The sequence below is a fragment of the Klebsiella ornithinolytica NBRC 105727 = ATCC 31898 genome (assembly GCF_001598295.1).
Taxonomy (GTDB): domain Bacteria; phylum Pseudomonadota; class Gammaproteobacteria; order Enterobacterales; family Enterobacteriaceae; genus Klebsiella; species Klebsiella ornithinolytica.
The window spans coordinates 107520-132327 of record NZ_BCYR01000011.1; the positions used below are offsets into that span (position 1 = coordinate 107520).

General features: G+C 55.6%; 20 protein-coding genes. 10 read left to right on the top strand and 10 right to left on the bottom strand.

Annotated elements, in window-relative coordinates; translation table 11 throughout:
- Window positions 1-26: 26 nt before the first annotated feature.
- Complete coding sequence (gene matP, locus ROR01S_RS20205) at window positions 27-479, bottom strand: macrodomain Ter protein MatP (RefSeq protein WP_004860155.1); 453 nt, start codon at window positions 477-479, stop codon at window positions 27-29.
- A gap of 185 nt (window positions 480-664) precedes the next feature.
- On the opposite strand from matP, the gene ROR01S_RS20210 reads away from it, so the two are divergent.
- Window positions 665-2422, top strand: coding sequence for an AAA family ATPase (locus tag ROR01S_RS20210; protein ID WP_004860153.1), 1758 nt, complete (start codon window positions 665-667; stop codon window positions 2420-2422).
- A 69-nt stretch (window positions 2423-2491) separates the two neighbouring features.
- Window positions 2492-3010, top strand: coding sequence for a bifunctional 3-hydroxydecanoyl-ACP dehydratase/trans-2-decenoyl-ACP isomerase (gene fabA / locus ROR01S_RS20215; protein ID WP_004860150.1), 519 nt, complete (start codon window positions 2492-2494; stop codon window positions 3008-3010).
- A 66-nt stretch (window positions 3011-3076) separates the two neighbouring features.
- Here the strand turns inward: fabA and rmf are convergent, their stop codons facing one another.
- The 6 genes from rmf to rlmKL all read right to left on the bottom strand — a co-directional run bounded on the left by rmf (window position 3077) and on the right by rlmKL (window position 10995).
- Complete coding sequence (gene rmf, locus ROR01S_RS26450) at window positions 3077-3244, bottom strand: ribosome modulation factor (RefSeq protein WP_004871568.1); 168 nt, start codon at window positions 3242-3244, stop codon at window positions 3077-3079.
- A 255-nt stretch (window positions 3245-3499) separates the two neighbouring features.
- Window positions 3500-4060, bottom strand: a complete 561-nt coding sequence (pqiC, locus tag ROR01S_RS20220) for a membrane integrity-associated transporter subunit PqiC (protein WP_004860145.1) — start codon at window positions 4058-4060, stop codon at window positions 3500-3502.
- Entirely contained in the window at window positions 4060-5697 is a 1638-nt protein-coding gene (gene pqiB, locus ROR01S_RS20225) for an intermembrane transport protein PqiB (RefSeq protein WP_004860144.1), read from the bottom strand. Before pqiB ends, pqiC begins: the two co-directional genes overlap by 1 nt.
- Window positions 5687-6955 (bottom strand): membrane integrity-associated transporter subunit PqiA, encoded by a 1269-nt coding sequence (pqiA, locus tag ROR01S_RS20230; protein WP_064359831.1) that lies wholly within the window; start codon window positions 6953-6955, stop codon window positions 5687-5689. The genes pqiB and pqiA overlap by 11 nt, the downstream gene beginning before the upstream one ends.
- Before the next feature lie 14 nt (window positions 6956-6969).
- The gene (locus ROR01S_RS20235) at window positions 6970-8877 is read right to left on the bottom strand and encodes an ABC transporter ATP-binding protein (protein WP_004860139.1); all 1908 of its coding nucleotides are present in this window, start codon (window positions 8875-8877) and stop codon (window positions 6970-6972) included.
- Window positions 8878-8889: 12 nt separating this feature from the next.
- Window positions 8890-10995: a bifunctional 23S rRNA (guanine(2069)-N(7))-methyltransferase RlmK/23S rRNA (guanine(2445)-N(2))-methyltransferase RlmL gene (gene rlmKL, locus ROR01S_RS20240; RefSeq protein WP_015584713.1), complete on the bottom strand. Its 2106-nt coding sequence runs from the start codon at window positions 10993-10995 to the stop codon at window positions 8890-8892.
- Window positions 10996-11093: 98 nt separating this feature from the next.
- Between rlmKL and ROR01S_RS20245 the strand changes: the two genes are divergently transcribed.
- Window positions 11094-12203, top strand: coding sequence for a YcbX family protein (locus tag ROR01S_RS20245; RefSeq protein WP_004860135.1), 1110 nt, complete (start codon window positions 11094-11096; stop codon window positions 12201-12203).
- Between the two features lie 6 nt (window positions 12204-12209).
- On the opposite strand, the gene zapC is transcribed toward ROR01S_RS20245, so the two are convergent.
- Together zapC and pyrD are read right to left on the bottom strand one after the other, a co-directional pair.
- The gene (gene zapC, locus ROR01S_RS20250; protein WP_004860132.1) at window positions 12210-12752 is read right to left on the bottom strand and encodes a cell division protein ZapC; all 543 of its coding nucleotides are present in this window, start codon (window positions 12750-12752) and stop codon (window positions 12210-12212) included.
- 167 nt (window positions 12753-12919) lie between these two features.
- The gene (gene pyrD / locus ROR01S_RS20255; RefSeq protein ID WP_004860131.1) at window positions 12920-13930 is read right to left on the bottom strand and encodes a quinone-dependent dihydroorotate dehydrogenase; all 1011 of its coding nucleotides are present in this window, start codon (window positions 13928-13930) and stop codon (window positions 12920-12922) included.
- 250 nt (window positions 13931-14180) lie between these two features.
- Here pyrD and ssuE point away from each other — a divergent pair, with 250 nt between their 5' ends.
- From ssuE to ssuB, 5 genes are read left to right on the top strand one after another with little or no spacing between them, the layout of a single operon-like run.
- The gene (gene ssuE / locus ROR01S_RS20260) at window positions 14181-14756 is read left to right on the top strand and encodes an NADPH-dependent FMN reductase (protein WP_004860128.1); all 576 of its coding nucleotides are present in this window, start codon (window positions 14181-14183) and stop codon (window positions 14754-14756) included.
- Window positions 14749-15711, top strand: coding sequence for a sulfonate ABC transporter substrate-binding protein (locus tag ROR01S_RS20265; RefSeq protein ID WP_004860126.1), 963 nt, complete (start codon window positions 14749-14751; stop codon window positions 15709-15711). Before ssuE ends, ROR01S_RS20265 begins: the two co-directional genes overlap by 8 nt.
- The gene (gene ssuD / locus ROR01S_RS20270) at window positions 15708-16853 is read left to right on the top strand and encodes an FMNH2-dependent alkanesulfonate monooxygenase (protein ID WP_064359832.1); all 1146 of its coding nucleotides are present in this window, start codon (window positions 15708-15710) and stop codon (window positions 16851-16853) included. Before ROR01S_RS20265 ends, ssuD begins: the two co-directional genes overlap by 4 nt.
- Window positions 16854-16863: 10 nt before the next feature.
- Window positions 16864-17655 (top strand): aliphatic sulfonate ABC transporter permease SsuC, encoded by a 792-nt coding sequence (gene ssuC / locus ROR01S_RS20275; RefSeq protein WP_004860122.1) that lies wholly within the window; start codon window positions 16864-16866, stop codon window positions 17653-17655.
- On the top strand, window positions 17652-18425 hold the full coding sequence (gene ssuB / locus ROR01S_RS20280) for an aliphatic sulfonates ABC transporter ATP-binding protein (RefSeq protein WP_004860120.1): 774 nt from the start codon (window positions 17652-17654) through the stop codon (window positions 18423-18425). Before ssuC ends, ssuB begins: the two co-directional genes overlap by 4 nt.
- A 110-nt stretch (window positions 18426-18535) precedes the next feature.
- Here the strand turns inward: ssuB and pepN are convergent, their stop codons facing one another.
- A complete protein-coding gene (gene pepN / locus ROR01S_RS20285) occupies window positions 18536-21151 on the bottom strand; it encodes an aminopeptidase N (protein ID WP_004860118.1) in 2616 nt (871 codons plus the stop codon).
- A gap of 330 nt (window positions 21152-21481) precedes the next feature.
- Here pepN and pncB point away from each other — a divergent pair, with 330 nt between their 5' ends.
- Window positions 21482-22684 (top strand): nicotinate phosphoribosyltransferase, encoded by a 1203-nt coding sequence (gene pncB / locus ROR01S_RS20290; RefSeq protein ID WP_004860115.1) that lies wholly within the window; start codon window positions 21482-21484, stop codon window positions 22682-22684.
- A gap of 177 nt (window positions 22685-22861) precedes the next feature.
- Window positions 22862-24262 (top strand): asparagine--tRNA ligase, encoded by a 1401-nt coding sequence (gene asnS, locus ROR01S_RS20295; RefSeq protein ID WP_004860113.1) that lies wholly within the window; start codon window positions 22862-22864, stop codon window positions 24260-24262.
- Window positions 24263-24808: the final 546 nt, after the last annotated feature.

Consider the following 24808-nt stretch of genomic DNA (forward strand, 5'->3'; position numbering starts at 1 on the left):
CTGTCGTCCTGCCCTGTCCTTTGCAGCTACTCTTTCCCCAACAGCACCTGTAGATCGTGCTTCAGGCTGGACATTTTACTGGCGTACTTCTCTTTATGCTCGGCGTCTTCAATCAACTGTACGATGGTTTCAGACAGGGTTTTTCCACGCCGCTGCGCGAGTCCCGCCAGTCGCTGCCAGACGATAAACTCCAGATCGATCGACTTTTTGCGCGTGTGCAGATGCTCAGCGTTGAAGTGCCGTTTCCGACGCGCGCGGATTGTCTGCTTCATCCGGTTCATTAACTCCGGATTCATATGCTGCTCAATCCAGGTATGCACCAGAACAGGTTCATTTTCGAGCGTCAGTAAGACATCGACCGCGGCTTTCGCTGCGCTGGCTTCAATGTAGCGGGTAATCAGCTCACCTTCCCGGTGCTTTTTTACCAGATATTTCCATTTCCAGCCGCTTTCAAGATTTTCCAGTTGTTGATATTTCATTGCGATCTCAATGTGACCGTGTAACTCATTTCAGGATATCAGTTTTTTCCCAATGTGCTGAGAATAAATCATCATTCGTGATGCAGGTAGCCCGGTAATCATCACGGCAAACGCAATCCCCCGTGTGCTCAGACGCAGCATAAGGTATAATCGCGCGTTTTACATCTGACTAAAAAACAGCGACTTTGACCATTACGAAACTTACCCGAAACGACCTCGCTCCTGATACGGAAAGTTATCAGGCGCTGTTTGCACAAGCCGATTTAGCCCAGGCAGAAGATGGCCTCTCCGGCGAACTGCAGCCCCGTTTATTCTATGGTCTGGAGCAACTTCTGGTGACTCCGACCATCTCGCCATTCATGCTGGTGAAAGCCCCGGAAGAGCCGGAGTACCTGCAGTGGCTGGCGACGGAAACGCGAACCTTACATGAGCCTGCCGCACCGCTCTACGGTGTGCGCTATCAGGTCAATGGCGGCAACGTCACCCTCACCCCGGCTAAAGATGCCGACGATAATTTTGCCAGCTCCGCGCCGGTTGAAACTGCCGACTGGGTAGAAGCGGAGCAGCTCTTTGGCTGCGTGCGCCAATTTAACGGCGAAATCACTCTCCAGCCGGGACTGGTACACCGGGCCAATGGCGGCGTACTGATTATTTCTCTGCGCGCGTTACTCGCTCAGCCGCTGCTCTGGATGCGTCTGAAAAGCATGGTCACCCGCCAGCGCTTTGACTGGCTGTCCATTGACGAGTCTCGTCCTCTGCCGGTCGCGATTCCCTCTATGGCGCTCAGCCTGAAAGTGATTCTGGTTGGGGAACGTGATTCATTGGCCGATTTCCAGGAGATGGAGCCCGAACTCTCCGCTCAGGCGATTTACAGCGAATACGAAGAGAATATACAGATTGCCGATGCGGATACGCTCAAACTGTGGTGTCAGTGGGTAGGGAAAAACGCGCAGCAGCTCGGACTACCGGGAGTGGCCGCTGACGCCTGGCCCCTGTTGATTCAGGAAGCCGCGCGTTATACCGGCGATCAGGAGACATTACCGCTGTGCCCGCTCTGGATAGCCCGCCAGCTACGCGAAGCGGCGGCGTTCTGCGAAGGTGGGCAGATCACCGCGGAAGAGATGCAAACCATGCTGGCCCGCCGCGAGTGGCGTGAAGGCTATCTCGCCGAGCGGATTCAGGACGAAATCCTGCAAGAACAGATAATGATTGAAACCGAAGGCGAATGCATCGGCCAGATTAACGCCTTGTCGGTCATCGAATTCCCCGGACATCCGCGTCCGTTTGGCGAACCGTCTCGCATCAGCTGCGTGGTACACATCGGCGACGGTGAGTTCATTGACGTTGAACGTAAGGCGGAACTGGGCGGCAACATCCATGCCAAAGGCATGATGATCATGCAGGCGTTCCTGATGTCCGAGCTGGAACTCGAACAGCAGCTCCCCTTCACGGCTTCGCTGACCTTCGAACAATCCTACAGTGAAGTCGACGGCGACAGCGCCTCGATGGCCGAGCTATGTGCGCTAATCAGCGCTCTCGCTGGCGTACCGATTAATCAGAGCATCGCCATTACCGGTTCCGTCGATCAGTTTGGTCGCGTGCAGCCGGTAGGCGGCCTTAATGAGAAAATCGAAGGCTTTTTCACCATTTGCCAGCAGCGCGGATTAACCGGTAAGCAAGGGGTCATTATTCCCGCGGCAAATATCCGCCACCTGAGTCTGGCAGCAGAACTCCGGCAGGCCGTTGCTGACGAGCAGTTTTTCATCTGGGCGGTGGAAGATGTCACGGAAGCGCTGCCTGTTCTGACCCAGCTGCTCTGGGACGGTGAAGGGCAAACTTTACGGCAAACCATCCAGGAACGGATCGCGCAGGCGACGCAGCAAGAGAGTCGTCATCGTTTTCCGTGGCCGCTACGCTGGTTAGGTGGTTCAGGTTCGAACTGATCGGACTTGTTCAGCTTACACGTGTTAGCTATCCTGCGTCCCGAACTCAAAATAAGGCTTACTGAAAACATGGTAGATAAACGCGAATCCTATACGAAAGAAGACCTTCTTGCCTCTGGCCGTGGTGAACTGTTTGGCGCAAAAGGCCCACAGTTACCCGCGCCGAATATGCTGATGATGGACCGCGTCATCAAAATGACTGAGACGGGTGGTAACTACGATAAAGGTTATGTTGAAGCAGAACTCGATATTAACCCGGACCTGTGGTTCTTCGGTTGCCACTTTATCGGCGATCCGGTTATGCCTGGCTGTCTGGGACTGGATGCCATGTGGCAGCTGGTTGGTTTCTATCTGGGCTGGCTCGGCGGCGAAGGCAAAGGCCGCGCACTGGGCGTTGGCGAGGTAAAATTCACCGGCCAGGTCCTGCCGACTGCGAAGAAAGTCACTTACCGTATTCACTTCAAACGCGTTGTTAACCGTCGTCTGATTATGGGCCTGGCGGATGGTGAAGTGCTGGTTGACGATCGTCTGATCTACACCGCAAACGATCTGAAAGTCGGTCTGTTCCAGGATACGTCTGCATTCTGATAAGCAGCGATGCTTAAAAAAGGCGAAGCCCCCGCTCTGCGGAGGCTTCTTTTTTTAAAGAGACAGTCAGGCAGTTTGTACCCTGTCCTCCATGGCTTCTCGCCAGCCTCCTAGCCAGTAGGACCTTTGGTTCAAGGTCTGGTAGGGACACATTTCTTTCGATCTTCCGGTTATCCCGGCCTGGTATCCACGTTGATGTGCCCGTTCCAGGCGATCTCGTTTTTGTCTCTTCATGCCTCGTTTCCCTCATTATTTGATCTGGTGGAAAAGAAAACAGTGGTCACTAAACGTGCAACCACGGTTAACGAATACCGCGAATCAGAGGCAACGTCAATGCGCAAAATTCACGCCATTGTCATAATTGTGAGCTACATGAAAATTCATTTGTACAAAAAATGTGAACCGGCACAAGTAACGATCTGACGAGACAAATAAAAAAACCGCGGGGTTTTTCAGACCACCGCGGCGCTTCATTTTCATTCATTTTGCTTATGGCAGGCGATTCAATTCGCTGGCAATTGCCGTGGCTTCCTGAGACCAGGCCTGAGCCAGGGTCTTCACCATCGCATCATAGCCATCCTGCTGCTGCTTAAGCTCAATATTGAACGGACGCTTAATCAGCTGCCCCTGATGCTTGAGCAACCACTCACCGCTGACAATGACCCGGCCATCGTAACGGCCATGGAAACCATTAACCGCCACGTTGAGCGTATCCTGTTCGCTGCCCAGAGGCTGTGAAGCAACCACCCAGCCCGGAAGTTGAGCACTCAGATTCGCCACCAGCGTCGTACGCAGCTGCTGATCGAGCGGGCTGGCCCACAGATTGTTATTGGCAATGACATACTGCACGTCACTGGTCTGATAGACCACCCCGTTGCCCGCCAGATAATCCGGGATACTGACCTGTTCAACCCACAGCAGATTTCTGCTCTGGTGGGCGGCGCTTTGCGCGCCGCTTTGTACAACCGGAAGCTGATAGTAGGTTTTATTTTCCCCACTGCTGCAGGCCGCCAACGCGCAGGCCGCAGCCACAATTAGCCATTTTTTCATTATTTCGCTCCCTTCGGCTGAGGATCTTTCTTATCCTTGGCCTCGAATACCAGCGCATTGCTCTTATCATTGAGCGTTTTCAGTACCGGCTGCAGTTCGCGAAGAACCTGATCCAGTCGCTGCATATCGGCCACCATTTTATTGTATGCCGCCGAGCCTGGCTGGAAGCCCTGCATACTGCGGTTCAGTTCGCGCAGCGTATTCTGCATATCGCCAGGAAGCTGCTGCATTGACGGGCTTGCCGCTATCTTGTTCAGGCTATCCAGCGTGGTCTGAACATGCTGCATCGTTTTTTCACTTTGCGCCAGCGTGGTGGTCGCTTGTTCCAACAGCGGATTTATCGGCAGGTTGTTAATCTTATCCAGCGCTTCCATCAGGCGCTGCTGGATCTGCGCCAGACCACCGCTGATTGTTGGAATGATCGGATAGGATCCAAACTCCTGAATCTTGCCGCGCGGAGGCGCCTTCGGATAGAAGTCGAGATCGATATACAGCGCACCGGTCACCAGGTTCCCTGTTTTCAGCGATCCCCGCAGGCCACGATTAATCAGATCATCAATATGCGTACGGATATTTGGATCGCCGCCGAGCTGACTGATCAGCCGTTCTGGTTCAATACGAACCTCTACCGGGATACGATAGTCTTCATTCAGGTGCTGATACAGTCCTGGAATAAAGAACGGCACTTTACCGACGGTACCCAGGCGGATTCCACGGAACTCGACCGGAGCCCCCGGCTGCAGTCCGCGCACCGAGTCTTTAAAGAACATGACGTAATCAATATGCTGGGTAAAGACGGAATCCTGAATGCTCTTCTGATCGTCAAACAGATGGTAACCCGTTTTGTTCGCCACCGGCTCGCCCATATCCAGACCTTCCGGGATATCAAAGCTGACGCCGCCGCCGAACAGGGTCGCCAGCGATCCCATCTCCACGCGCATCCCGGATGAGGAGAGATCGACCGCAATACCGCTGTCTTTCCAGAAGCGGACGTTGGTTGTTACCAGACGATCGTTGGGCGCATTGATAAACAGCTGATAGGTGATGCTGCGCTTTTGGGCATCAAAGGAGCTGGTTTCCACCGATCCAACGCGATAGCCACGGAAGAGTACCGGATCGCCAGGCGACAGCTGACCCGCTTTATTACTCTCCAGCAGAATACGGATCCCTTTTGCATCCGGCGAAGCCAGCGGCGGAGAGTCCAGCAGCGGGAAACGGGCGGGCTCCCCGCCTTTCGTCCCCGGCTGCAGTTCAATATATGCTCCGGACAACAGCGTACCGAGTCCGCTGATCCCTTCACGTCCTACCTGCGGTTTGACGACCCAAAAAACGGAATCTTCATGCAACAGTTTCTTCATGCCGGCGTTCAGCCGGGCTTTAATCTCTACGTGGGTCAGATCGTCGGTCAACGTGGCGCTCTCGACGACCCCCACATCCACGCTGCGGCTTTTAATCCGGGTTTTCCCGCCTTCAATCCCTTCAGCGTTGGTGGTGATCAGCGTCACTTCCGGCCCTTGATGGCTGTAGTGATAAAAAAGAATCCACGCGCCGATTAGCACAGTGACGATGGGGAAGATCCACACGGGTGACCAGTTCTTCACCTTTTGCACTTTCGCTTCTCCGCTCTTATTTTCCATGCTGCTGCATTTCCTCATGGCTTGAATCTGGTTCACGGTCCCACAACAAACGAGGGTCAAAGGTCATGGCTGAGAACATTGTCATGACAACAACGAGCGCAAACATCACCGCCCCTATCGCAGGATAGATACTCATCAACCCTCCCATGCGCACCAGCGCCGAGAGCACAGCGATGACAAAAACATCAATCATTGACCAGCGGCCAACAAACTCCACAATTTCGTAAATCAGGTGCATGCGCTCCGAGTCGCGCTGTCCATTACCGTTAGCGTTCCAGCACAGCCAGGCAATGGCGAGCATTTTCAGCGTCGGCACCATAATACTGGCGATAAATATCACCAGCGCCACCGGGTACGAGCCTTCACTCCACAGCAGGATCACCCCCGCCATGATCGTTGACGGCAATTTATCGCCCAGTAAATCGGTAATCATGATCGGCATGATATTGGCGGGCAGATAAAGGACGCATGAGGTCAGCAGCAGGGCCAGCGTCCACTGCAGGCTATGCTTGCGTCGCGCGGTACCTTTTGTCTGACAGCGGGGACAAACGGCTTCATCAGCGGGCAAAACCGCGGTACAGCACGAACATGAACGTAGCCCCTGGCGGATCCCCGTCACGCCGATCTTCAGCGGCTGCGTCACCGCCGGCATCGGGACAATATCGTCCCACAACCAGCGCCGGTCTACGCACTGCAGCGCACGCAGCTGCAGCATGCAGAACAAACACCAGGGAACAAAGCTTAAGCCGACGCCGATATCACCGTATGCCATCAGCTTGACGAAGCTCACCAGCACCCCGGCGAGGAAAATCTCCGCCATTCCCCAGGTTTTAAGGTGAAACAGAATGCGCGCCAGAAACGCCTTTAGCGCGCGCGGCATATGAATGCGGTTGACCAGCAGCAGAATGGTGACCAGACAAAAAGCGGGCACCAGCTGTACGAAGAGTAAAAAGAAGGTGCCGAGGCTGGCGTAATCTTCGCTAAACAGCACGCCGGGGATTTCCAGCAGCTTGATTTCGCTGCTGAGACCGCTCACCTTCATATCCACAAAGGGAAACAGATTGGCCAACAGCAGCATAAACAACGCCACCAGCGCATAGGCTGTAGGACGCTGCCGGGGCGCGTCCCACGAAGTTGTCAGCGTCGTGCCGCAGCGCGGACACACGGCTTTCTGGCGATGCTCCAGCTGCGGCAAAGCCACCAGCAAATCACATTGTGGGCACAGGATATGCCGCGCAGCATGATGATGATCGCACATGAAAACTCCTCAGCTTATGCGCCGTTTTTTAATCCTTCGAGATATTCCCAGCGTTCAAAGGCAGTTTCCAGCGCCTGTTCCGCCTCGGCCAGCTGCGCCAGCACCTGCTGCGTATGATCATGGGACTGGCCAAAGAAAGAAGGATCGGCAACCTGTTCCTGCAGGGTTTGCAGTTGGGTTTCCAGTTCTTCGAGCCGTTGTGGCAACTGTTCCAGTTCGCGCTGCAGGTTATAGCTTAGTTTGCCTGATGCTCGTTTGACACTTTCTGCTTTCGGTTGAGCAACCTCTACCGCTTTTTTGCTAATCTGCTGCTTTTGCGCCAGATACTGCGCTTGCTGGCCGCGGGCGTCGTGATAGCCGCCGACATATTGCCCGATGCGCCCTTCCCCTTCGAAGATCCAGCACTCGGTAACGGTATTATCGACGAATTGACGGTCGTGGCTGACCAGCATCACGGTGCCCTGATAACCGTCCACCAGCTCTTCCAGCAGTTCGAGGGTTTCGACATCCAGATCGTTGGTCGGTTCATCGAGGATCAGCAGGTTGCTGGGCTTGAGGAACAGACGCGCCAGCAGCAGGCGGTTACGCTCACCGCCGGAGAGCGCGCGCACCGGTGTCATCGCGCGCTTCGGATGGAACATGAAGTCCTGCAGGTAGCCCAGAACGTGGCGCGGCTTACCGTTGACCATCACTTCCTGCTTGCCTTCCGCAAGGTTGTCCATCACCGTTTTATCCGGGTCAAGCTCCGCGCGGTGCTGGTCGAAGTAGGCCACTTCCAGCTTGGTCCCGACGTGAATACGTCCGCTATCCGCTTTCAGCTGACCAAGCATCAATTTCAGCAGCGTGGTTTTCCCACAGCCGTTCGGGCCAATCAGGGCAATTTTGTCACCGCGCTGGATCTGGGCGCTGAAATCCTTAATCAGGACCTTGCCATCAACCTGGTAGTTGACGTTCTCCATTTCGAAGACAATCTTACCCGAGCGAGCAGCCTCTTCGACCTGCATCTTCGCGCTACCCATCACTTCACGGCGCTCGCCACGTTCGCGGCGCATGGCTTTCAGTGCCCGCACACGCCCTTCGTTACGGGTACGACGCGCTTTGATCCCCTGACGGATCCACACCTCTTCCTGCGCCAGCTTACGATCGAATTCCGCATTCTGGAGCTCTTCCACGCGCAGCGCTTCTTCTTTATCCAGCAGATACTGATCGTAGTTCCCCGGGTAGGTCACCAGCTTGCCGCGATCGAGATCGACAATCCGCGTCGCCATGTTGCGAATAAAGGAACGGTCGTGCGAGATGAAAATAATGGTCCCTTTGAAGGTCTTGAGGAAACCTTCCAGCCAGTCAATGGTTTCAATATCCAGGTGGTTGGTCGGTTCATCGAGCAGCAGCACGCGCGGCCCGCTGACCAGGGCGCGGCCGAGAGCCGCTTTACGCAGCCAGCCGCCGGAGAGCGAGGAGAGCTCGGCGTTGGCATCGAGATTAAGCTGCTCCAGCACTTCGTTAATACGGCTGTCGAGCTGCCACAGCCCTAAATTGTCCAGCTGCTCCTGCAGACGCGCCAGTTCATTCAGGTTCTTGTCGCTCGGGTCGGTCATCACCAACTGCGAAACATCGTGATAGCCTTTGAGATAGGCCGCCTGCTCGGCGATGCCTTCGGCAACGAAATCATAGACGGTTCCGCTCACATTACGCGGCGGATCCTGCTGCAGTCGCGCGACCACCAGATCCAGCTCATAAATAATGCGCCCGTCATCCAGCCCCTGCTCCCGGTTAAGGATTTTCATCAGGGTGGATTTGCCCGCGCCGTTGCGCCCGACCAGACAGACGCGTTCGTTATCTTCGATATGCAACTCGGCATTATCCAGCAGCGGAGAGTCGCTGAAGGAGAGCCAGGCACCATGCATACTAATTAATGACATTCTTTATTCCTTTCAGGCTGCAGTAATCAGCCAGCAGTTGTGGATCTGACGGTTACGGGCGAAATCCTGAGACAGCGTTTTTTGGGTAATTTCTTGCGCTTTCAGCCCCAGCTGCGCCAGCCCGTCATGATCCATACGGAAACCGCGTTTGTTATTCGAGAACATAATCGTGCCGCCTTTACGCAGCAGACGTTTGAGATCCGTCATCAGACGCAGGTGGTCGCGCTGCACGTCGAAGGCATCTTCCATGCGTTTTGAGTTAGAGAACGTCGGCGGATCGATAAAGATCAGATCGAACTGCTCATCGCTCTCGCGCAGCCAGCCCAGCACGTCAGCCTGCATCAGGCGATGCGCGCGCCCGGTTAAGCCGTTGAGGCGCAAGTTACGTTCGGCCCATTCGAGATAAGTTCGCGACATATCGACGGTGGTCGTTGAACGCGCCCCGCCGAGGCCTGCATGAACGCTGGCGCTGCCGGTGTAGGCGAAAAGGTTGAGGAAGTCTTTCCCTTTGCTCATCTGGCCCAGCATGCGACGCGCAATACGGTGGTCAAGGAACAGACCGGTATCCAGATAGTCGGTCAGGTTGACCCACAGACGCGCGTTATACTCCTGAACCTCGAGGAAATCGCCCTTCTCGGCCATTTTCTGATACTGGTTTTTCCCTTTCTGCCGCTCGCGGGTTTTCAACACCAGCTTATTCGGCGCAATGCCAAGCACGGAGATCGTTGCGGCGATAATATCGAACAGACGCTGACGCGCTTTATGCGCATCAACCGTTTTCGGCGGCGCATACTCCTGTACCACAACCCACTCGCCGTAGCGGTCGATCGCGACGTTATACTCCGGCAGATCGGCATCATACAGCCGGTAACACTCGATCCCTTCCTGACGCGCCCATTTCTCGTATTTCTTCAGATTTTTGCGCAGGCGGTTAGCGAAATCTTCCGCCAGGGAGACCGCGCCGCTGCCGTCGTTTTCCGCCAGATGGTAATTCTTCTGTACGCAGTCCAGCGGGCCGTTCTTGGCTTTAAACTGCTTGTCCGCACGCAATTGCAGGCAGCTCAGAAGCTCCGGCGAAGCGCTGAACAGCGACAGATTCCAGCCGCCAAACTGGGTTTTCATCGTCCGACCAAGCAGGCTATGCAGGGCAATCAGCGCCGGCTCGCTTTCAAGACGTTCGCCGTACGGCGGGTTGCTGATAACGGTCCCGTACGGGCCTTTTGGCAGCGGATTGCTGAGTTGGGCAACATCTTTCGCTTCAAATGTAATCAGTTCGCCGACGCCCGCGCGACGGGCGTTGCTGCGCGCGCGTTCAATGACGCGGGCATCGACATCAGAGCCATAGAAACGCGACTCATAGGCCGCCAGCCCTTTACGTGCGCGGGTCTGTGCTTCGGCCTTCACCTCTTTCCAGACCGCGTCATCGTGCTGCAGCCAGCCGTTGAAGCCCCAGTGACCGCGATGCAGACCCGGTGCGCGGTCGGTCGCCAGCATAGCGGCTTCAATCAGCAGCGTACCGGAGCCGCACATAGGATCGAGCAGCGGCGTTCCCGGAACCCAGCCAGAGCGCATGACGATCGCCGAAGCTAGCGTCTCTTTGATCGGCGCCATGCCGGTGCCGTCGCGGTAGCCGCGCAGGTGCAGACCTTCGCCGCTGAGATCGAGTGAAATGTGCGCCGTCTCTTTATTCAGCCAGACATTAATCCGCAGATCGGGGTTTTCACGATCGACGTTTGGCCGCGGCAGATTTTTACGCGTGAAGCTATCGACGATCGCATCTTTAACCTTTAACGCCCCGTACTGACTGTTGCGAATCTCATCGTTCAGCCCGCTAAAATGGACGGCGAAGGTGGCGTCAGGGGTGAAAATCTCCGTCCATGGAATGGCCTGCACACCGAGGTACAGATCCAGGTCGCTATACACGCTACACTGGCCCAGCGGCAGCATGATGCGCGAAGCCAGTCGGCTCCACATCAGGCTTTGATACAACAGGCGCGTATCCCCCTGAAAATGGACCCCGCCCTGGACAACCTGGCAGTCCACCGCGCCAAGTGCTTCCAGTTCAGTTTTTAACAGCTCTTCAAGGCCACGAGCCGTACTGGCAAACAGAGAATTCATATCGTCACTTTTACTAAAAGAAAATTGTTGCGCATTATAGCCAATATGCGCCCCATGTCATAAAGTTAAAGGCTTATTTTTAAGCCCAGAGGCAGCGCATGATAACGCTATCGCGACTTTTTATTCATCCCGTCAAATCCATGCGTGGAATTGGTCTGACGCACGCGTTTGCCGATATCAGCGGCCTGGCCTTCGATCGCGCCTTTATGGTGACGGAAACCGATGGCACCTTTATTACTGCCCGCCAGTTTCCGCAGATGGTGAAGTTTACGCCATCCCCGCTGCACGACGGTATTCATCTGACGGCGGTAGACGGCAGCAGCGCGATAGTGCGCTTCAGCGATTTTTCAGCGCAGGGTGCGCCTACCGAGGTATGGGGGAATCACTTCACCGCGCTGATTGCTCCGCCATCGGTCAACCAGTGGCTCAGCGGTTTCTTTAACCGCGATGTTCAGCTCCGCTGGTTAGGCCCTCACCTCACCCGGCGGGTGAAGCGCCATGATGCCGTCCCACTCACCTTCGCCGATGGTTTCCCCTATCTGCTGGCTAACGAAGCCTCACTGCGCGATCTGCAACAACGCTGTCGGGCCAGCGTGCGAATGGAGCAGTTTCGCCCTAATCTGGTGGTGACCGGCGCGGCGGCCTGGGAAGAGGATACCTGGAAAGTGATTCGCATTGGTGACGTGGTTTTTGATGTCGCCAAACCATGTAGCCGCTGCGTGCTGACGACCGTCAGTCCGGAACGGGGGCAAAAGCATCCCTCCGGTGAACCGCTGGCCACGCTGCAGCAGTTCCGCACCGCGCTGGATAACGGCGATGTCGATTTTGGGCAAAACCTGATTGCCCGCAACAGCGGCGTCGTGCGCGTGGGCGATGAAGTGGAAGTGCTGACTCGCGGCCCGGCAAAAGCCTACGGCGCAGGCGAGAGCGACGATACGCCGGCGGTTGTCGCACAGCCGGATGCGGTCATTGAAATTGAATGGCAGGGGCAGCGGTTTAGCGGCAATAATCAGCAGGTATTGCTGGAGCAGCTGGAGCAAAAAGGCATTCGCATCCCCTACTCTTGTCGGGCTGGGATTTGCGGCAGCTGCCGCATCAGACTGGAAGAAGGCGAGGTCAGCCCGTTGAAGAAAAACGCGGTCGCTGGCGATGGTACGATTCTGTGCTGTAGCTGTATACCGAAAACGGCCTTACGGCTGGCGCCTTAGCGCGTTTTAGACCGCCTGACCCAGGCTGTAGCTGGTCATACCCTGCGCCGGTTGCAGCCTGTCATTCATGATTTTAATCACATCCCCCAGCTGCATGACTCGCCCGGCGACCGTCACGCCCGGCTGCGCCAACAGACAGAGCGCGGCATTTTCACCCGGTTCAACCACCAGCAGATTAACCTGCTGTCCGCTATCGCTGAGCCAGGCGCTGGCGGCATCGCCGGTGGCGGGCTGCCAGGAGACCTCATGCGTTGTGAAGTGCCAGCTTTTTGGCATCTGCGGTTTCAGGAAGCGAATGGCGACCAGCGCGTTGAGAACTAATTCCGCGCGCTGCTCTTTAGATAACTCGATATCGCGACATTTTTCTTCAAAAGAGAAATACAGCGCGGCATCGTCAACACAGAATCCGGAAGGTGAGAAGGCGTCGGGCGTCAACATTCGACGTGCAAACCGCGAACGGAACAACATACCATTGGCCAAATCGAGCATCATACGATCGTGCTCTTCATCGTAATACCAACGCCAGTTATCGTCAGGTTTAATTCGCATCGTTCCCCCGTCCTCTTTCCCGTGCATCTCTTATGCAATAGCATCCTGCAGCAGAATAATTTCCAAAATTAAGAAAAGACTAAAATGTCTAAATAAGCAACAATGAAGGAATATAAAACAACCAGGGCCGGAAATAAAGCCCTGGGGGGGATCAGAGGGGGAAAAGATTAGATATGGGTAACAATTTCTTTAATCAGCGGAGGGCCTTTAAAAATAAATCCGGAATAAATCTGGACAAGGCTGGCACCGGCGGCGATTTTTTCCCGTGCCGCGATCACCGAGTCAATCCCTCCGACTCCGATAATGGGCAAACGACCATTTAATTCTGTCGCCAGCATACGGATAATTTCCGTACTCTTTAATTGCAACGGACGACCGCTGAGACCACCGGTTTCATCACAGAATTTCATTCCCTGGACCAGCGAACGATCGAGGGTAGTATTGGTGGCAATGACGCCATCAATATTATGACGAACTAAACTATCGGCCACCTGGATCAATTCCTCAAGAGAAAGATCCGGCGCGATCTTCACAGCGACTGGAACATATTTCTGATGCTTTTGCTGCAGCTCAAGCTGCTTATTTTTAATACCAGAGAGTAAATCATCCAGGGCATCGCCGTATTGTAAGGTGCGCAGGCCCGGGGTATTCGGTGAAGAGATATTAATGGCGATATACCCGGCATACGGATAGACTTTTTCCATACAAATCAGATAATCATCTTTACCCTGCTCAACCGGCGTATCTTTATTCTTACCGATATTAATACCGAGAATACCGTCAAAATGCGCCTTTTTAACGTTCTCAACCAGGTTATCAACACCGTGGTTATTAAAGCCCATGCGGTTGATCAAACCTTCGGCATCCACCAGACGGAAGATCCTCGGCTTGTCGTTCCCCGGCTGCGGACGCGGCGTTACGGTACCAATTTCAATGGAGCCAAAACCCATGGCGCCGAGCGCATCAATGCACTCGCCGTTCTTGTCCAGCCCAGCGGCCAGACCCAGCGGATTTTTAAACGTGAGACCCATGCAGGTGACCGGTTTGGACGGTACCTTCTGACGGACCAGCATTTCCAGCGGCGTACCTGATACACGGCGTAATTGTTGAAAAGTAACTTCATGAGCGCGCTCAGGATCGAGCTGAAAAAGGGCTTTACGAACGAAGGGGTAGTACATGAACTCTCCTGGATTCCCGGTGTGCAAACCGGGGGCGTATTATGTTCGATCGACGCCTGAAAGGGAATTGACCTACGACAAAAAATCTCGCATCCAACGCAAACGTTTACTTTTCTCCCCGGCGTTATGCAATTTCTGACAAAACTAGGGTGGAAAAATCATTTAGGGAAATAAATCGGCTCTGTCACACTGCCATTAAATGTTATCAATTATAGATAAATGCAAACATTTGGTTATAAGGAGAGAGAAGATGCGTGTCATTACACTTGCGGGCAGTCCGCGTTACCCTTCCCGTTCCAGCGCGCTTCTGGAATATGCCAGAGAGACGCTCTCCGCGGCAGATGTTGAAGTCTGCCACTGGCATCTGCAAAATTTTGCTCCGGAAGACCTGCTGTATGCTCGCTTCGATAACCCGGCATTACATACGCTGAATGAACAGCTGGCAGGCGCCGACGGGCTTATCATCGCAACCCCGGTCTATAAAGCCTCTTTTTCCGGCGCGCTGAAGACGCTGCTCGACCTGCTCCCGGAACGGGCGCTGGAGGGAAAAATCGTCCTGCCTCTGGCGACCGGCGGCACGATCGCCCACATGCTGGCGGTGGATTATGCGCTGAAGCCGGTGCTCAACGCCCTGAAAGCGCAGGAGATTCTGCACGGAGTGTTTGCCGACGATAGCCAGGTCACCGACTATCAACATAAACCGCAGTTTACCCCTAATCTGCAGGGGCGGCTCGATCTGGCGCTGGAGACCTTCTGGCAGGCGCTGCATCGCCCGACCAGCCGCGCTCCCGCGCTCAAGACCCTCCGCGGGGTGGAACATGCATAACCTTTTCAGAACTCTCGCGCTGGGCGGGTTGCTGACGCTATCGGCCCTGAGCCATGCCGCACAATCCGCGCCGGACGCGCTGCGCATCGGCTACCAAAAAGGCAGCGTCAGTATGGTGCTGGCTAAAAGCCATCAGCTGCTGGAAAAGCGCTACCCGAACACCAACATCTCCTGGGTAGAATTTCCCGCCGGTCCGCAAATGCTTGAAGCGCTAAACGTCGGCAGTATCGATCTGGGGAGTACCGGCGATATCCCACCGATTTTCGCCCAGGCCGCCGGAGCCGATCTGGTTTACGTCGGCGCGGAACCGCCGAAGCCAAAAGCGGAAGTGATTCTGGTTGCGGAAAATAGCCCGATCAAAACCGTCGCTGAACTGAAGGGTCGCAAAGTCGCGTTTCAGAAAGGCTCCAGCTCCCACAACCTGCTGCTAAGGGCATTGCAGCAGGCGGGACTGAAATTCAGCGATATTCAGCCCGTTTATCTTGCCCCCGCGGACGCCCGCGCGGCGTTTCAACAGGGCAATGTTGATGCCTGGGCTATCTGGGATCCCTACTATTCAGCCGCTCTGCAACAAGCGAGCGCCCGGGTGCTTAAAGACGGAACCGATCTGAAACAAACCGGCTCTTTCTATCTGGCTTCGCGCCCCTATGCAGAAAAGAACGGCGCCTTTATTAGCGGCGTGCTCGATACATTCAGCCAGGCGGATGCCCTGACGCTGAGCCAACGCCCGCAGAGCATTACCCTGCTGGCAAAAACGATGGGACTCCCTGAAGCGGTGATCGCCAGCTATCTGGATCATCGGCCGCCGACCACCATCACTCCGGTCAGTAGCGAAACCGCAGCCCGGCAGCAGCAAACCGCCGATCTGTTCTACGAGAATAAGCTGGTGCCGAAAAAAGTCGACATCCGTACCCGCATCTGGCTGCCCGCAACCGCACAAGGAGCAAAATCATGAGTCTGAATATGTTCTGGTTTTTACCGACCCACGGTGATGGTCGCTACCTGGGGACTGAGGAGGGCGCCCGCCCGGTTGATTACGGCTACCTGCAGCAAATTGCGCAAACCGCGGATCGCCTCGGTTTTACCGGCGTCCTGATCCCGACCGGACGTTCCTGTGAAGATGCGTGGCTGGTTGCTGCTTCGATGATTCCCGTCACCCAGCGTCTGAAATTTCTTGTCGCCCTGCGCCCGAGCGTGACCTCCCCGACTGTCGCCGCCCGCCAGGCCGCGACGCTCGACCGCCTGTCTAACGGCCGGGCGTTGTTTAACCTGGTGACCGGCAGCGATCCGCAGGAGCTCGCCGGCGACGGGGTTTTCCTCGACCATACCGAACGTTACGAAGCCTCTGCTGAATTTACTCATATCTGGCGCCGCCTGATGGAAGGTGAAACCGTGACCTTCAATGGAAAACATCAGCGGGTACGCGGCGCGAAGCTGCTATTCCCTCCCCTGCAGCAGCCGCGCCCGCCGCTCTACTTTGGCGGGTCGTCCGACGTGGCGCAGGATCTCGCCGCCGAGCAGGTCGATCTCTATCTCACCTGGGGAGAGCCCCCGGAGCAGGTTGCGGAAAAAATCGCCCAGGTGCGTGAAAAAGCCGCCCGCCACGGTCGCACGGTCCGTTTCGGTATTCGTCTGCATGTGATTGTCCGGGAAACCAATGAAGAGGCCTGGGAAGCGGCCGAAAGCCTCATCTCGCATCTTGATGACGATACCATTGCCCGGGCGCAGGCCGCCTTTGCCAAAACCGATTCCGTCGGACAGCGGCGGATGGCCGCGTTGCACAACGGTCGGCGCGACAAGCTTGAAATCAGCCCTAACCTGTGGGCCGGCGTCGGACTGGCACGCGGAGGGGCGGGAACCGCTCTGGTCGGCGATGCGGCTACCGTGGCCGAACGAATCAATGAATATGCGGCGCTGGGTATCGATAGCTTCATCTTCTCCGGCTATCCGCATCTTGAAGAGGCTTATCGCGTCGGCGAACTGCTGTTCCCGCTGCTGGATGTCACTATCCCGTCGATTCCGCAACCGCAACCTCTGGGTCTGCAGGGCGAGGCGGTGGCAAACGAGTTTATTCCGCGCAAAGTCGCACAAAGCTAAGGAGCACGCCATGGCTACGTCTGCGCAAAAGCTGCTGCTGCGGGTTGCCCCCTGGCTTCTGCCGGTGGGGACCGTCATCATCTGGCAGCTCGCCTCTTCCGTGGGCTGGTTATCCACCCGCATCCTTCCCTCTCCGGAGGGGGTGCTCAAGGCCTTCTGGACGCTTTCCGCCAGCGGCGAACTGTGGCAACACCTGGCCATCAGTTCGTGGCGTGCTCTGCTGGGCTTCGCCATCGGCGGTTCCATCGGGCTGGTGCTGGGCCTGATCAGCGGTCTGTCGCGTTGGGGGGAGCGTCTGCTGGATACCTCGATTCAGATGCTGCGTAACGTCCCGCATCTGGCGTTGATTCCGCTGGTTATTTTATGGTTCGGCATTGATGAAAGCGCCAAAATCTTCCTCGTCGCGCTGGGGACCATGTTCCCGATCTACATCAATACCTGGCACGGCATCCGCAATATCGATCGCGGGCTGGTGGAAATGGCGCGTAGCTATGGCCTGTCCGGCTTCGCCCTGTTCCGCCATGTGATTCTGCCGGGAGCCCTGCCCTCAATAATGGTCGGCATCCGCTTCGCCCTCGGGCTGATGTGGTTAACGCTGATTGTCGCCGAAACCATCTCCGCTAACGCCGGCATCGGCTATCTGGCGATGAATGCGCGGGAGTTTTTACAAACGGATGTGGTGGTCGTCGCCATTATTCTTTACGCCATTCTTGGCAAACTGGCCGACTTCAGCGCGCAGCTGCTGGAACGCGTCTGGCTACGCTGGAACCCGGCTTATCATCTTCAGGAGGCCAACGCATGACCACTGCCCGTCTGAACCCAGGGATCCCGCTGTTGCTTAACGGCGTGACCAAACGCTACGGCGAAAATACCATTCTTAACGCACTGGATTTACATATTCCGACCGGGCAGTTTGTCGCGGTGGTCGGGCGCAGCGGCGGCGGCAAAAGTACCCTGCTGCGTCTGCTGGCCGGGCTCGAAAAACCCAATGGTGGCGAGCTGCTGGCCGGCTCAACGCCGCTGGCGCAGGTCCAGGAAGACAGTCGCATGATGTTCCAGGACTCGCGGCTGCTGCCGTGGAAAACGGTGATAGACAACGTCGGTCTTGGGCTGAAGGGGCAATGGCGTGATGCCGCCCTGCAGGCGCTGGCCAGCGTTGGCCTGGAAAACCGCGCCGGCGACTGGCCAGCAGCCCTCTCCGGCGGACAAAAACAGCGCGTTGCGCTGGCCCGCGCGCTGATTCATCGTCCTCGCCTGCTGCTTCTCGATGAACCGCTGGGCGCGCTGGATGCGTTAACCCGGCTGGAGATGCAGGATCTGATCGTCTCGCTGTGGGAAGAATACGGTTTTACCGTACTGCTGGTCACACACGATGTGAGTGAGGCGGTGGCCATGGCGGACCGGGTGCTGTTGATTGAAGAAGGGAAAATTGGCCTCGATGTCGCCGTCGATATTCCGCGGCCGCGGCGGACCGGATCGGCCAGGCTGGCTGAACTGGAAGCCGAGGTACTGAACCGAGTCATGAAACGTGGCAAGAGCGAATCGGCGCCGCGCTTATTGAGCCACGGTTAATCCCGCCCGAAGATCGCCCCGGCGACGCTGCAGCTGTCGGGGCGACGGTCTGAGGTTGTGAATAGCCCGGATAAGGCGCATCCGCGCCGTTATCCGGGAGTCCTGCCCCGTTACGCCAGCGCCTTACTGATTTTTTCGAACAGATCCCCGGAGAGATTCTCCAGACCTTTCAGCTGTTCCAGCGCCGCGCGCATCAGCGCCTGGCGTTTAGCATCGTAGCGTTTCAGCCGAATCAACGGCTCAATCAACCGGGACGCCACCTGCGGGTTGCGGCTGTTGAGCTCGGTCAGCATCTCCACCATGAACTGATAGCCACTGCCATCTTCGGCGTGGAATGCCGCCGGGTTACTGCCGGCAAACGCGCCAATCAGCGAGCGTACGCGGTTCGGGTTGCTCATACTAAACGAGCGGTGATTCAGCAGACCGCGTACCGTCTCCAGAACATTGTCCGCCGGGCTGGTGGACTGCAGGATAAACCATTTATCCATTACCAGGCCGTCCTGGTGCCATTTGTCATCATACTCCTGCATCAGCGCATCACGGCAAGGCAGCTGCGCGGCAACCGCGGCCGACAGGGCAGCCAGCGCATCGGTCATGTTGTCGGCCTGATGATACTGGGCGACGACCAGCTTATCCGCCAGCTCAACGTCGCCAAACGCCAGATAGCGCAGGCAGGTATTGCGCAGTGAACGCTTGCCGATATCGGCGTGTTCCACACGATAGCTCGCCAGCTTGTTGACGTTGTAAACCGCGAGGAACTCGTCCGCCAGCTCTTTTGCAAGCGTGCGGGTCAACGCTTCACGGACCGCCGCAATGGCGATCGGATCGATGATCGCAAACAGCTCAGCGATTTCATTGGCGGAAGGCAACGTCAGAATTTCAGCCGCCAGCGCCGGATCGATCTTCTCATCCAGCAAAATCGCGCGGAACGCGTCGGCAACGTGAACCGGCAGCGACAGCGGCTGGCCCTGCTGATGGCGGTTGACGTTCAGCTTGATGTAGGTTGCCAGCAGGCTCTGCGCAGCATCCCAGCGGGAGAAGTCGTTGCGCGCGTGGCGCATCAGGAAGGTGAGCTGCTGGTCGCTCCATTTATATTCCAGCTTCACCGGGGCGGAAAACTCGCACAGCAGCGCCGGTACCGGCTGGAAGTAGACGTTGTCGAAGACAAAAGTCTGCTCGGCCTGGGTCACATTGAGCACGTGATGCACCGGGTGGCCCCCTTTCTGCAGCGGGATCACCTTCCCTTCGTTATCATACAGTTCGATATCAAACGGAATATGCAGCGGCTGTTTCTCCGGCTGTTCCGCGGTCGGCGGCGTACGCTGGCTGATGGTTAAGGTGTACTGTTCGGTTTCCGGGTTGTAGTCATCATGGACGCTCACCACCGGCGTGCCGGACTGGCTGTACCAGCGACGGAAATGCGACAGGTCGACGTTAGAGGCATCTTCCATCGCCTGGACAAAATCATCGCAGGTGGCGGCGCTGCCGTCGTGGCGTTCGAAGTACAGCTGCATACCTTTCTGGAAATTCTCTTCGCCCAGCAGCGTATGGAGCATGCGGATCACTTCCGCCCCCTTCTCATACACCGTCAGGGTATAGAAGTTATTCATCTCGATGACGCTATCCGGGCGAATCGGATGGGCCATCGGGCTGGCATCCTCAGCGAACTGCAGACCGCGCATGGTACGCACGTTGTTAATCCGGTTCACCGCACGCGAACCGAGATCGGAGCTGAACTCCTGATCGCGGAACACGGTCAGCCCTTCTTTCAGGCTCAGCTGGAACCAGTCGCGGCAGGTCACGCGGTTTCCGGTCCAGTTATGAAAGTATTCGTGGCCGATGACGCGTTCAATATCGAGATAATCTTTATCGGTGGCGGTATCGGTGCGGGCCAGTACGTATTTGGAGTTAAAGACGTTCAGTCCTTTGTTCTCCATCGCTCCCATATTAAAGAAGTCGACGGCGACAATCATATAGATGTCGAGATCGTACTCGAGACCAAAACGGGTTTCGTCCCATTTCATCGAGTTCTTCAGCGAGGTCATCGCCCACGGCGCGCGGTCGAGATTGCCGCGGTCAACGAACAGCTCCAGCGCGACTTCTCGCCCGGAACGGGTTTTAAAGGTATCGCGCAATACGTCGAAGTCGCCGGCCACCAGCGCAAAGAGATAGCACGGTTTCGGGAACGGGTCCTGCCACTGGATCCAGTGACGACCATTTTCCAGCTCGCCCTGCGCCACGCGGTTGCCGTTGGAGAGCAGGTACGGATATTTCGTTTTGTCGGCGATAATTTTGGTGGTGAAGCGGGCCAGCACATCCGGACGATCCAGATACCAGGTAATGTGACGGAAACCTTCCGCCTCGCACTGGGTGCACAGGGCTTCGCCAGACTGATAGAGACCTTCCAGGGCAGTATTCGCCGCCGGGCTGATTTCATTGACGATGGTCAGGGTGAAATGTTCCGGCAATCCGCCAATCACCAGCTGGTTATTTTCTTCTTTATAGTTGCTCCACGGCTGGCCATCCACCTGCAGGGAGACCAACGTCAGGTCTTCACCATCCAGACGCAACGGCACATCGGACGCCGCCGCGTGACGGGAGACTTTGCTCTCAGCCGTAACCACGGTTTTCTCGGCATCCAGGTCAAAGGTCAAATCGATATCGCTAATGAGATAATCCGGCGCACGGTAGTCGTGGCGGTATTTGGCTTGGGGCTGTTGTGTCATAAAAAACCTTTAGCATGTTCCATAAAGTGTCAAACCCAGTCTATTCCTGTTGTGTAGATCGCGCTATGCAGAATCTTCATCTTTTCAACGCTAAACACGAAAATTGCTACATATTGATAACACAAGAGGCACGAAATGCGCTCGACCGGGTGCAAAGCTTGTGGTGTGATCCCTGTTCAATATATTAAACTAGGCCTCGCAAATGACCGCCAGCGTCGCCATCGACCGTCACTGCGGGACAGAGTCGGGTAATAAAGGTATACTCCGCCTCCTTTTTTCTGCTTCGGTTTTTGATGGAAACGCTCCAGTGAGAGGACGCTACTGCGCACCATGACACAATTCACTTCTCCTGTACTGCACTCGCTGCTCGATACGGACGCCTACAAGCTGCACATGCAGCAGGCTGTCTTCCACCGCTACGGCGATGTACACGTTGCGGCGGAGTTCCGCTGCCGCGGGGACGATCTGCTCGGTATCTACGCCGACGCAATTCGCGAGCAGGTTGAAACCATGCGCGACCTGAAGCTGCAGGACGATGAATATCACTGGTTGTCTACCCTGCCGTTCTTTTCTCAGGATTATCTCGACTGGCTACGCGACTTCCGTTACGACCCGGGCCAGGTCACCGTCAACAATGAAAACGGCAAGTTAAATATTCGCCTGTCCGGCCCGTGGCGTGAAGTCATCATGTGGGAAGTTCCGCTGCTGGCGGTGATTAGCGAGCTGGTCCATCATTACCGCTCGCCGGAAATCAGCGTCGATTTAGCGCTGGAAACCCTCGAACACAAGCTGGCTGATTTTGCACAAATCACCGCCGGCCTCGATCTCAGCCACTTCCGTCTGATGGACTTCGGCACCCGTCGTCGCTTCTCGCGTGAAGTGCAGCAGGCCATCGTCGAACGCCTGCAGCAGGAGCCGTGGTTTATCGGTACCAGCAACTACGATCTGGCTCGCCGGCTTCATCTGACGCCAATGGGCACCCAGGCGCATGAATGGTTCCAGGCGCATCAGCAAATCAGCCCCAGTTTAGCCAACAGCCAGCGCGCGGCGCTGGCAGCCTGGCTGGAAGAGTATCCTGACAAACTCGGTATCGCTCTCACCGACTGCATTACCATGGATGCTTTCCTGCGCGATTTCGGCCCGGAATTTGCCAGCCGCTACCAGGGGCTGCGCCACGATTCCGGCGACCCTGTCGAGTGGGGCGAAAAAGCCATCGCCCATTACCAGAAGCTGGGGATCGACCCCATGAGTAAAGTGCTGGTCTTTTCCGATAACCTCGATCTGGCAAAAGCCGTCGATCTCTATCGCCACTTCTCTTCGCGGGTCAATCTGAGCTTCGGCATTGGCACGCGTTTAACCTGCGACATCCCACAGGTTAAACCGCTAAACATCGTGATAAAGCTGGTGGAATGTAACGGTAAACCGGTCGCGAAACTCTCCGACAGCCCGGGGAAAACCATCTGTCACGACAAGGCTTTTGTCCGGGCACTGCGTAAAGCCTTTGACCTTCCGCCGGTGAAAAAGGCCAGTTAATCACCACATTAATCATCGCAAGGAGCCGTTCTGGCTCCTTGTTCTTTATTTATTTCCGAAAACTCCCCTTGATGGTGCGAAATCTGCTTGTCTGATGGAAGATGACAGGTAACATAGATATCCCCCATTATCGGGGGATACAGATTTTTTTATTGGACTACGAATAGAGAGACTATTATGAGCGTTGTGCCTGTAGCCGACGTACTCCAGGGCCGTGTTGCCGTTGACAGCGAAGTCACCGTGCGCGGATGGGTACGTACCCGCCGAGATTCAAAAGCTGGCTTTTCCTTCCTGGCCGTCTATGACGGTTCCTGCTTTGATCCTGTACAGGCCGTTATTAATAATTCTCTGCCCAATTACAATCAGGAAGTGCTGCGCCTGACCACCGGCTGCTCGGTCGTCATTACGGGTAAAATCGTGGCATCTCAGGGCCAGGGTCAAAGTTTTGAAATCCAGGCCAGCCACGTTGAAGTGACAGGTTGGGTAGAAGATCCGGATACCTATCCGATGGCCGCTAAGCGTCACAGCATCGAGTATCTGCGTGAAGTTGCGCACCTGCGTCCACGTACCAACCTGATTGGCGCGGTCGCTCGCGTACGTCATACCCTGGCACAAGCGCTGCATCGCTTCTTTGACGAGCAGGGCTTCTTCTGGGTTTCCACGCCGCTGATTACCGCTTCCGATACCGAGGGCGCGGGTGAAATGTTCCGTGTCTCCACGCTGGATCTGGAAAACCTGCCGCGTAACGATCAGGGCAAAGTAGATTTCGATAAAGACTTCTTCGGTAAAGAGTCGTTCCTGACCGTATCCGGCCAGTTGAACGGTGAGACCTATGCCTGCGCGCTGTCTAAAATCTACACCTTTGGCCCAACCTTCCGTGCCGAAAACTCCAACACCAGCCGCCACCTTGCGGAATTCTGGATGCTGGAACCGGAGGTCGCGTTTGCCAACCTGAACGACGTTGCAGGCCTGGCGGAAGCCATGCTGAAATACGTCTTTAAGGCGGTACTGGAAGAACGAGCGGACGATATGAAGTTCTTCGCCGAGCGCGTGGATAAAGAAGCCGTTTCCCGTCTGGAGCGCTTTATTGATGCCGACTTCGCTCAGGTCGATTACACCGACGCCGTCACCATTCTGGAAAACTGCGGTAAGCAGTTTGAAAACCCGGTTTACTGGGGCGTGGACCTCTCTTCCGAGCACGAGCGCTACCTGGCTGAAGAACACTTCAAAGCGCCGGTGGTCGTGAAAAACTATCCGAAAGACATTAAGGCGTTCTATATGCGCCTTAATGAAGACGGTAAAACCGTCGCCGCCATGGACGTTCTGGCGCCTGGCATCGGTGAAATCATCGGGGGTTCCCAGCGTGAAGAGCGCCTGGATGTGCTTGACGCGCGTATGGCGGAGATGGGTCTTAATAAAGAAGACTACTGGTGGTACCGCGACCTGCGTCGTTACGGCACCGTACCGCACTCCGGCTTCGGCCTGGGCTTTGAGCGCCTGATCGCCTATGTCACCGGCGTACAAAACGTGCGTGATGTGATCCCGTTCCCGCGGACTCCGCGCAACGCCACATTCTGATTAATTTTTCTTATCATTGCCGAAGGCCAGCGTAAGCTGGCCTTTTTTTATGTCAGGCTCTGTTAATGAATATCAAGAAATTTAAACATCAACCCTTCCAGTTCACATTTATGTTACTCACTATTACGACTTGTTCCTGCACGCCAAACCGCACCTTATGTTCATTCATCGACGAAATGCCTGATAATTTTGTTCATTTTTTAACCTCACGCAGCACAAGATGTAAAGACAAATGCTGAGCGAAAAAAAAGCGAAATGCAGACATAAAATGCACAAACGGGCCTTTATCTAAATTAATCATAATTAATTCATATAGATATATATAGTCTGTCTGTTTTGCGAGCAAAGTGGAACGGAATTTTGATTGAGTTCACAAAGTTCCAAAAAATACACATTTAGTTACACACTCTTTCGTCTTGTTACTCATATGCGACATTGGTAGCATTTTCCGGCTAGCGAAACGCTGGCGCGGATGGAAAGATGCCTTCAGACACCAAACTATCATCAATAGTTCTGTAAATTTTTATTGACGGAATTTATTGGCGG

Excerpts from the sequence above, each read along its gene's own strand:
- matP (WP_004860155.1), bottom strand. The coding sequence starts at position 479 with ATGAAATATCAACAACTGGAAAATCTTGAAAGCGGCTGGAAATGGAAA.
- fabA (WP_004860150.1), top strand. The coding sequence starts at position 2,492 with ATGGTAGATAAACGCGAATCCTATACGAAAGAAGACCTTCTTGCCTCT.
- rmf (WP_004871568.1), bottom strand. The coding sequence starts at position 3,244 with ATGAAGAGACAAAAACGAGATCGCCTGGAACGGGCACATCAACGTGGA.
- pqiC (WP_004860145.1), bottom strand. The coding sequence starts at position 4,060 with ATGAAAAAATGGCTAATTGTGGCTGCGGCCTGCGCGTTGGCGGCCTGC.
- pqiB (WP_004860144.1), bottom strand. The coding sequence starts at position 5,697 with ATGGAAAATAAGAGCGGAGAAGCGAAAGTGCAAAAGGTGAAGAACTGG.
- pqiA (WP_064359831.1), bottom strand. The coding sequence starts at position 6,955 with ATGTGCGATCATCATCATGCTGCGCGGCATATCCTGTGCCCACAATGT.
- ROR01S_RS20235 (WP_004860139.1), bottom strand. The coding sequence starts at position 8,877 with ATGTCATTAATTAGTATGCATGGTGCCTGGCTCTCCTTCAGCGACTCT.
- rlmKL (WP_015584713.1), bottom strand. The coding sequence starts at position 10,995 with ATGAATTCTCTGTTTGCCAGTACGGCTCGTGGCCTTGAAGAGCTGTTA.
- ROR01S_RS20245 (WP_004860135.1), top strand. The coding sequence starts at position 11,094 with ATGATAACGCTATCGCGACTTTTTATTCATCCCGTCAAATCCATGCGT.
- zapC (WP_004860132.1), bottom strand. The coding sequence starts at position 12,752 with ATGCGAATTAAACCTGACGATAACTGGCGTTGGTATTACGATGAAGAG.
- pyrD (WP_004860131.1), bottom strand. The coding sequence starts at position 13,930 with ATGTACTACCCCTTCGTTCGTAAAGCCCTTTTTCAGCTCGATCCTGAG.
- ssuE (WP_004860128.1), top strand. The coding sequence starts at position 14,181 with ATGCGTGTCATTACACTTGCGGGCAGTCCGCGTTACCCTTCCCGTTCC.
- ROR01S_RS20265 (WP_004860126.1), top strand. The coding sequence starts at position 14,749 with ATGCATAACCTTTTCAGAACTCTCGCGCTGGGCGGGTTGCTGACGCTA.
- ssuD (WP_064359832.1), top strand. The coding sequence starts at position 15,708 with ATGAGTCTGAATATGTTCTGGTTTTTACCGACCCACGGTGATGGTCGC.
- ssuC (WP_004860122.1), top strand. The coding sequence starts at position 16,864 with ATGGCTACGTCTGCGCAAAAGCTGCTGCTGCGGGTTGCCCCCTGGCTT.
- ssuB (WP_004860120.1), top strand. The coding sequence starts at position 17,652 with ATGACCACTGCCCGTCTGAACCCAGGGATCCCGCTGTTGCTTAACGGC.
- pepN (WP_004860118.1), bottom strand. The coding sequence starts at position 21,151 with ATGACACAACAGCCCCAAGCCAAATACCGCCACGACTACCGTGCGCCG.
- pncB (WP_004860115.1), top strand. The coding sequence starts at position 21,482 with ATGACACAATTCACTTCTCCTGTACTGCACTCGCTGCTCGATACGGAC.
- asnS (WP_004860113.1), top strand. The coding sequence starts at position 22,862 with ATGAGCGTTGTGCCTGTAGCCGACGTACTCCAGGGCCGTGTTGCCGTT.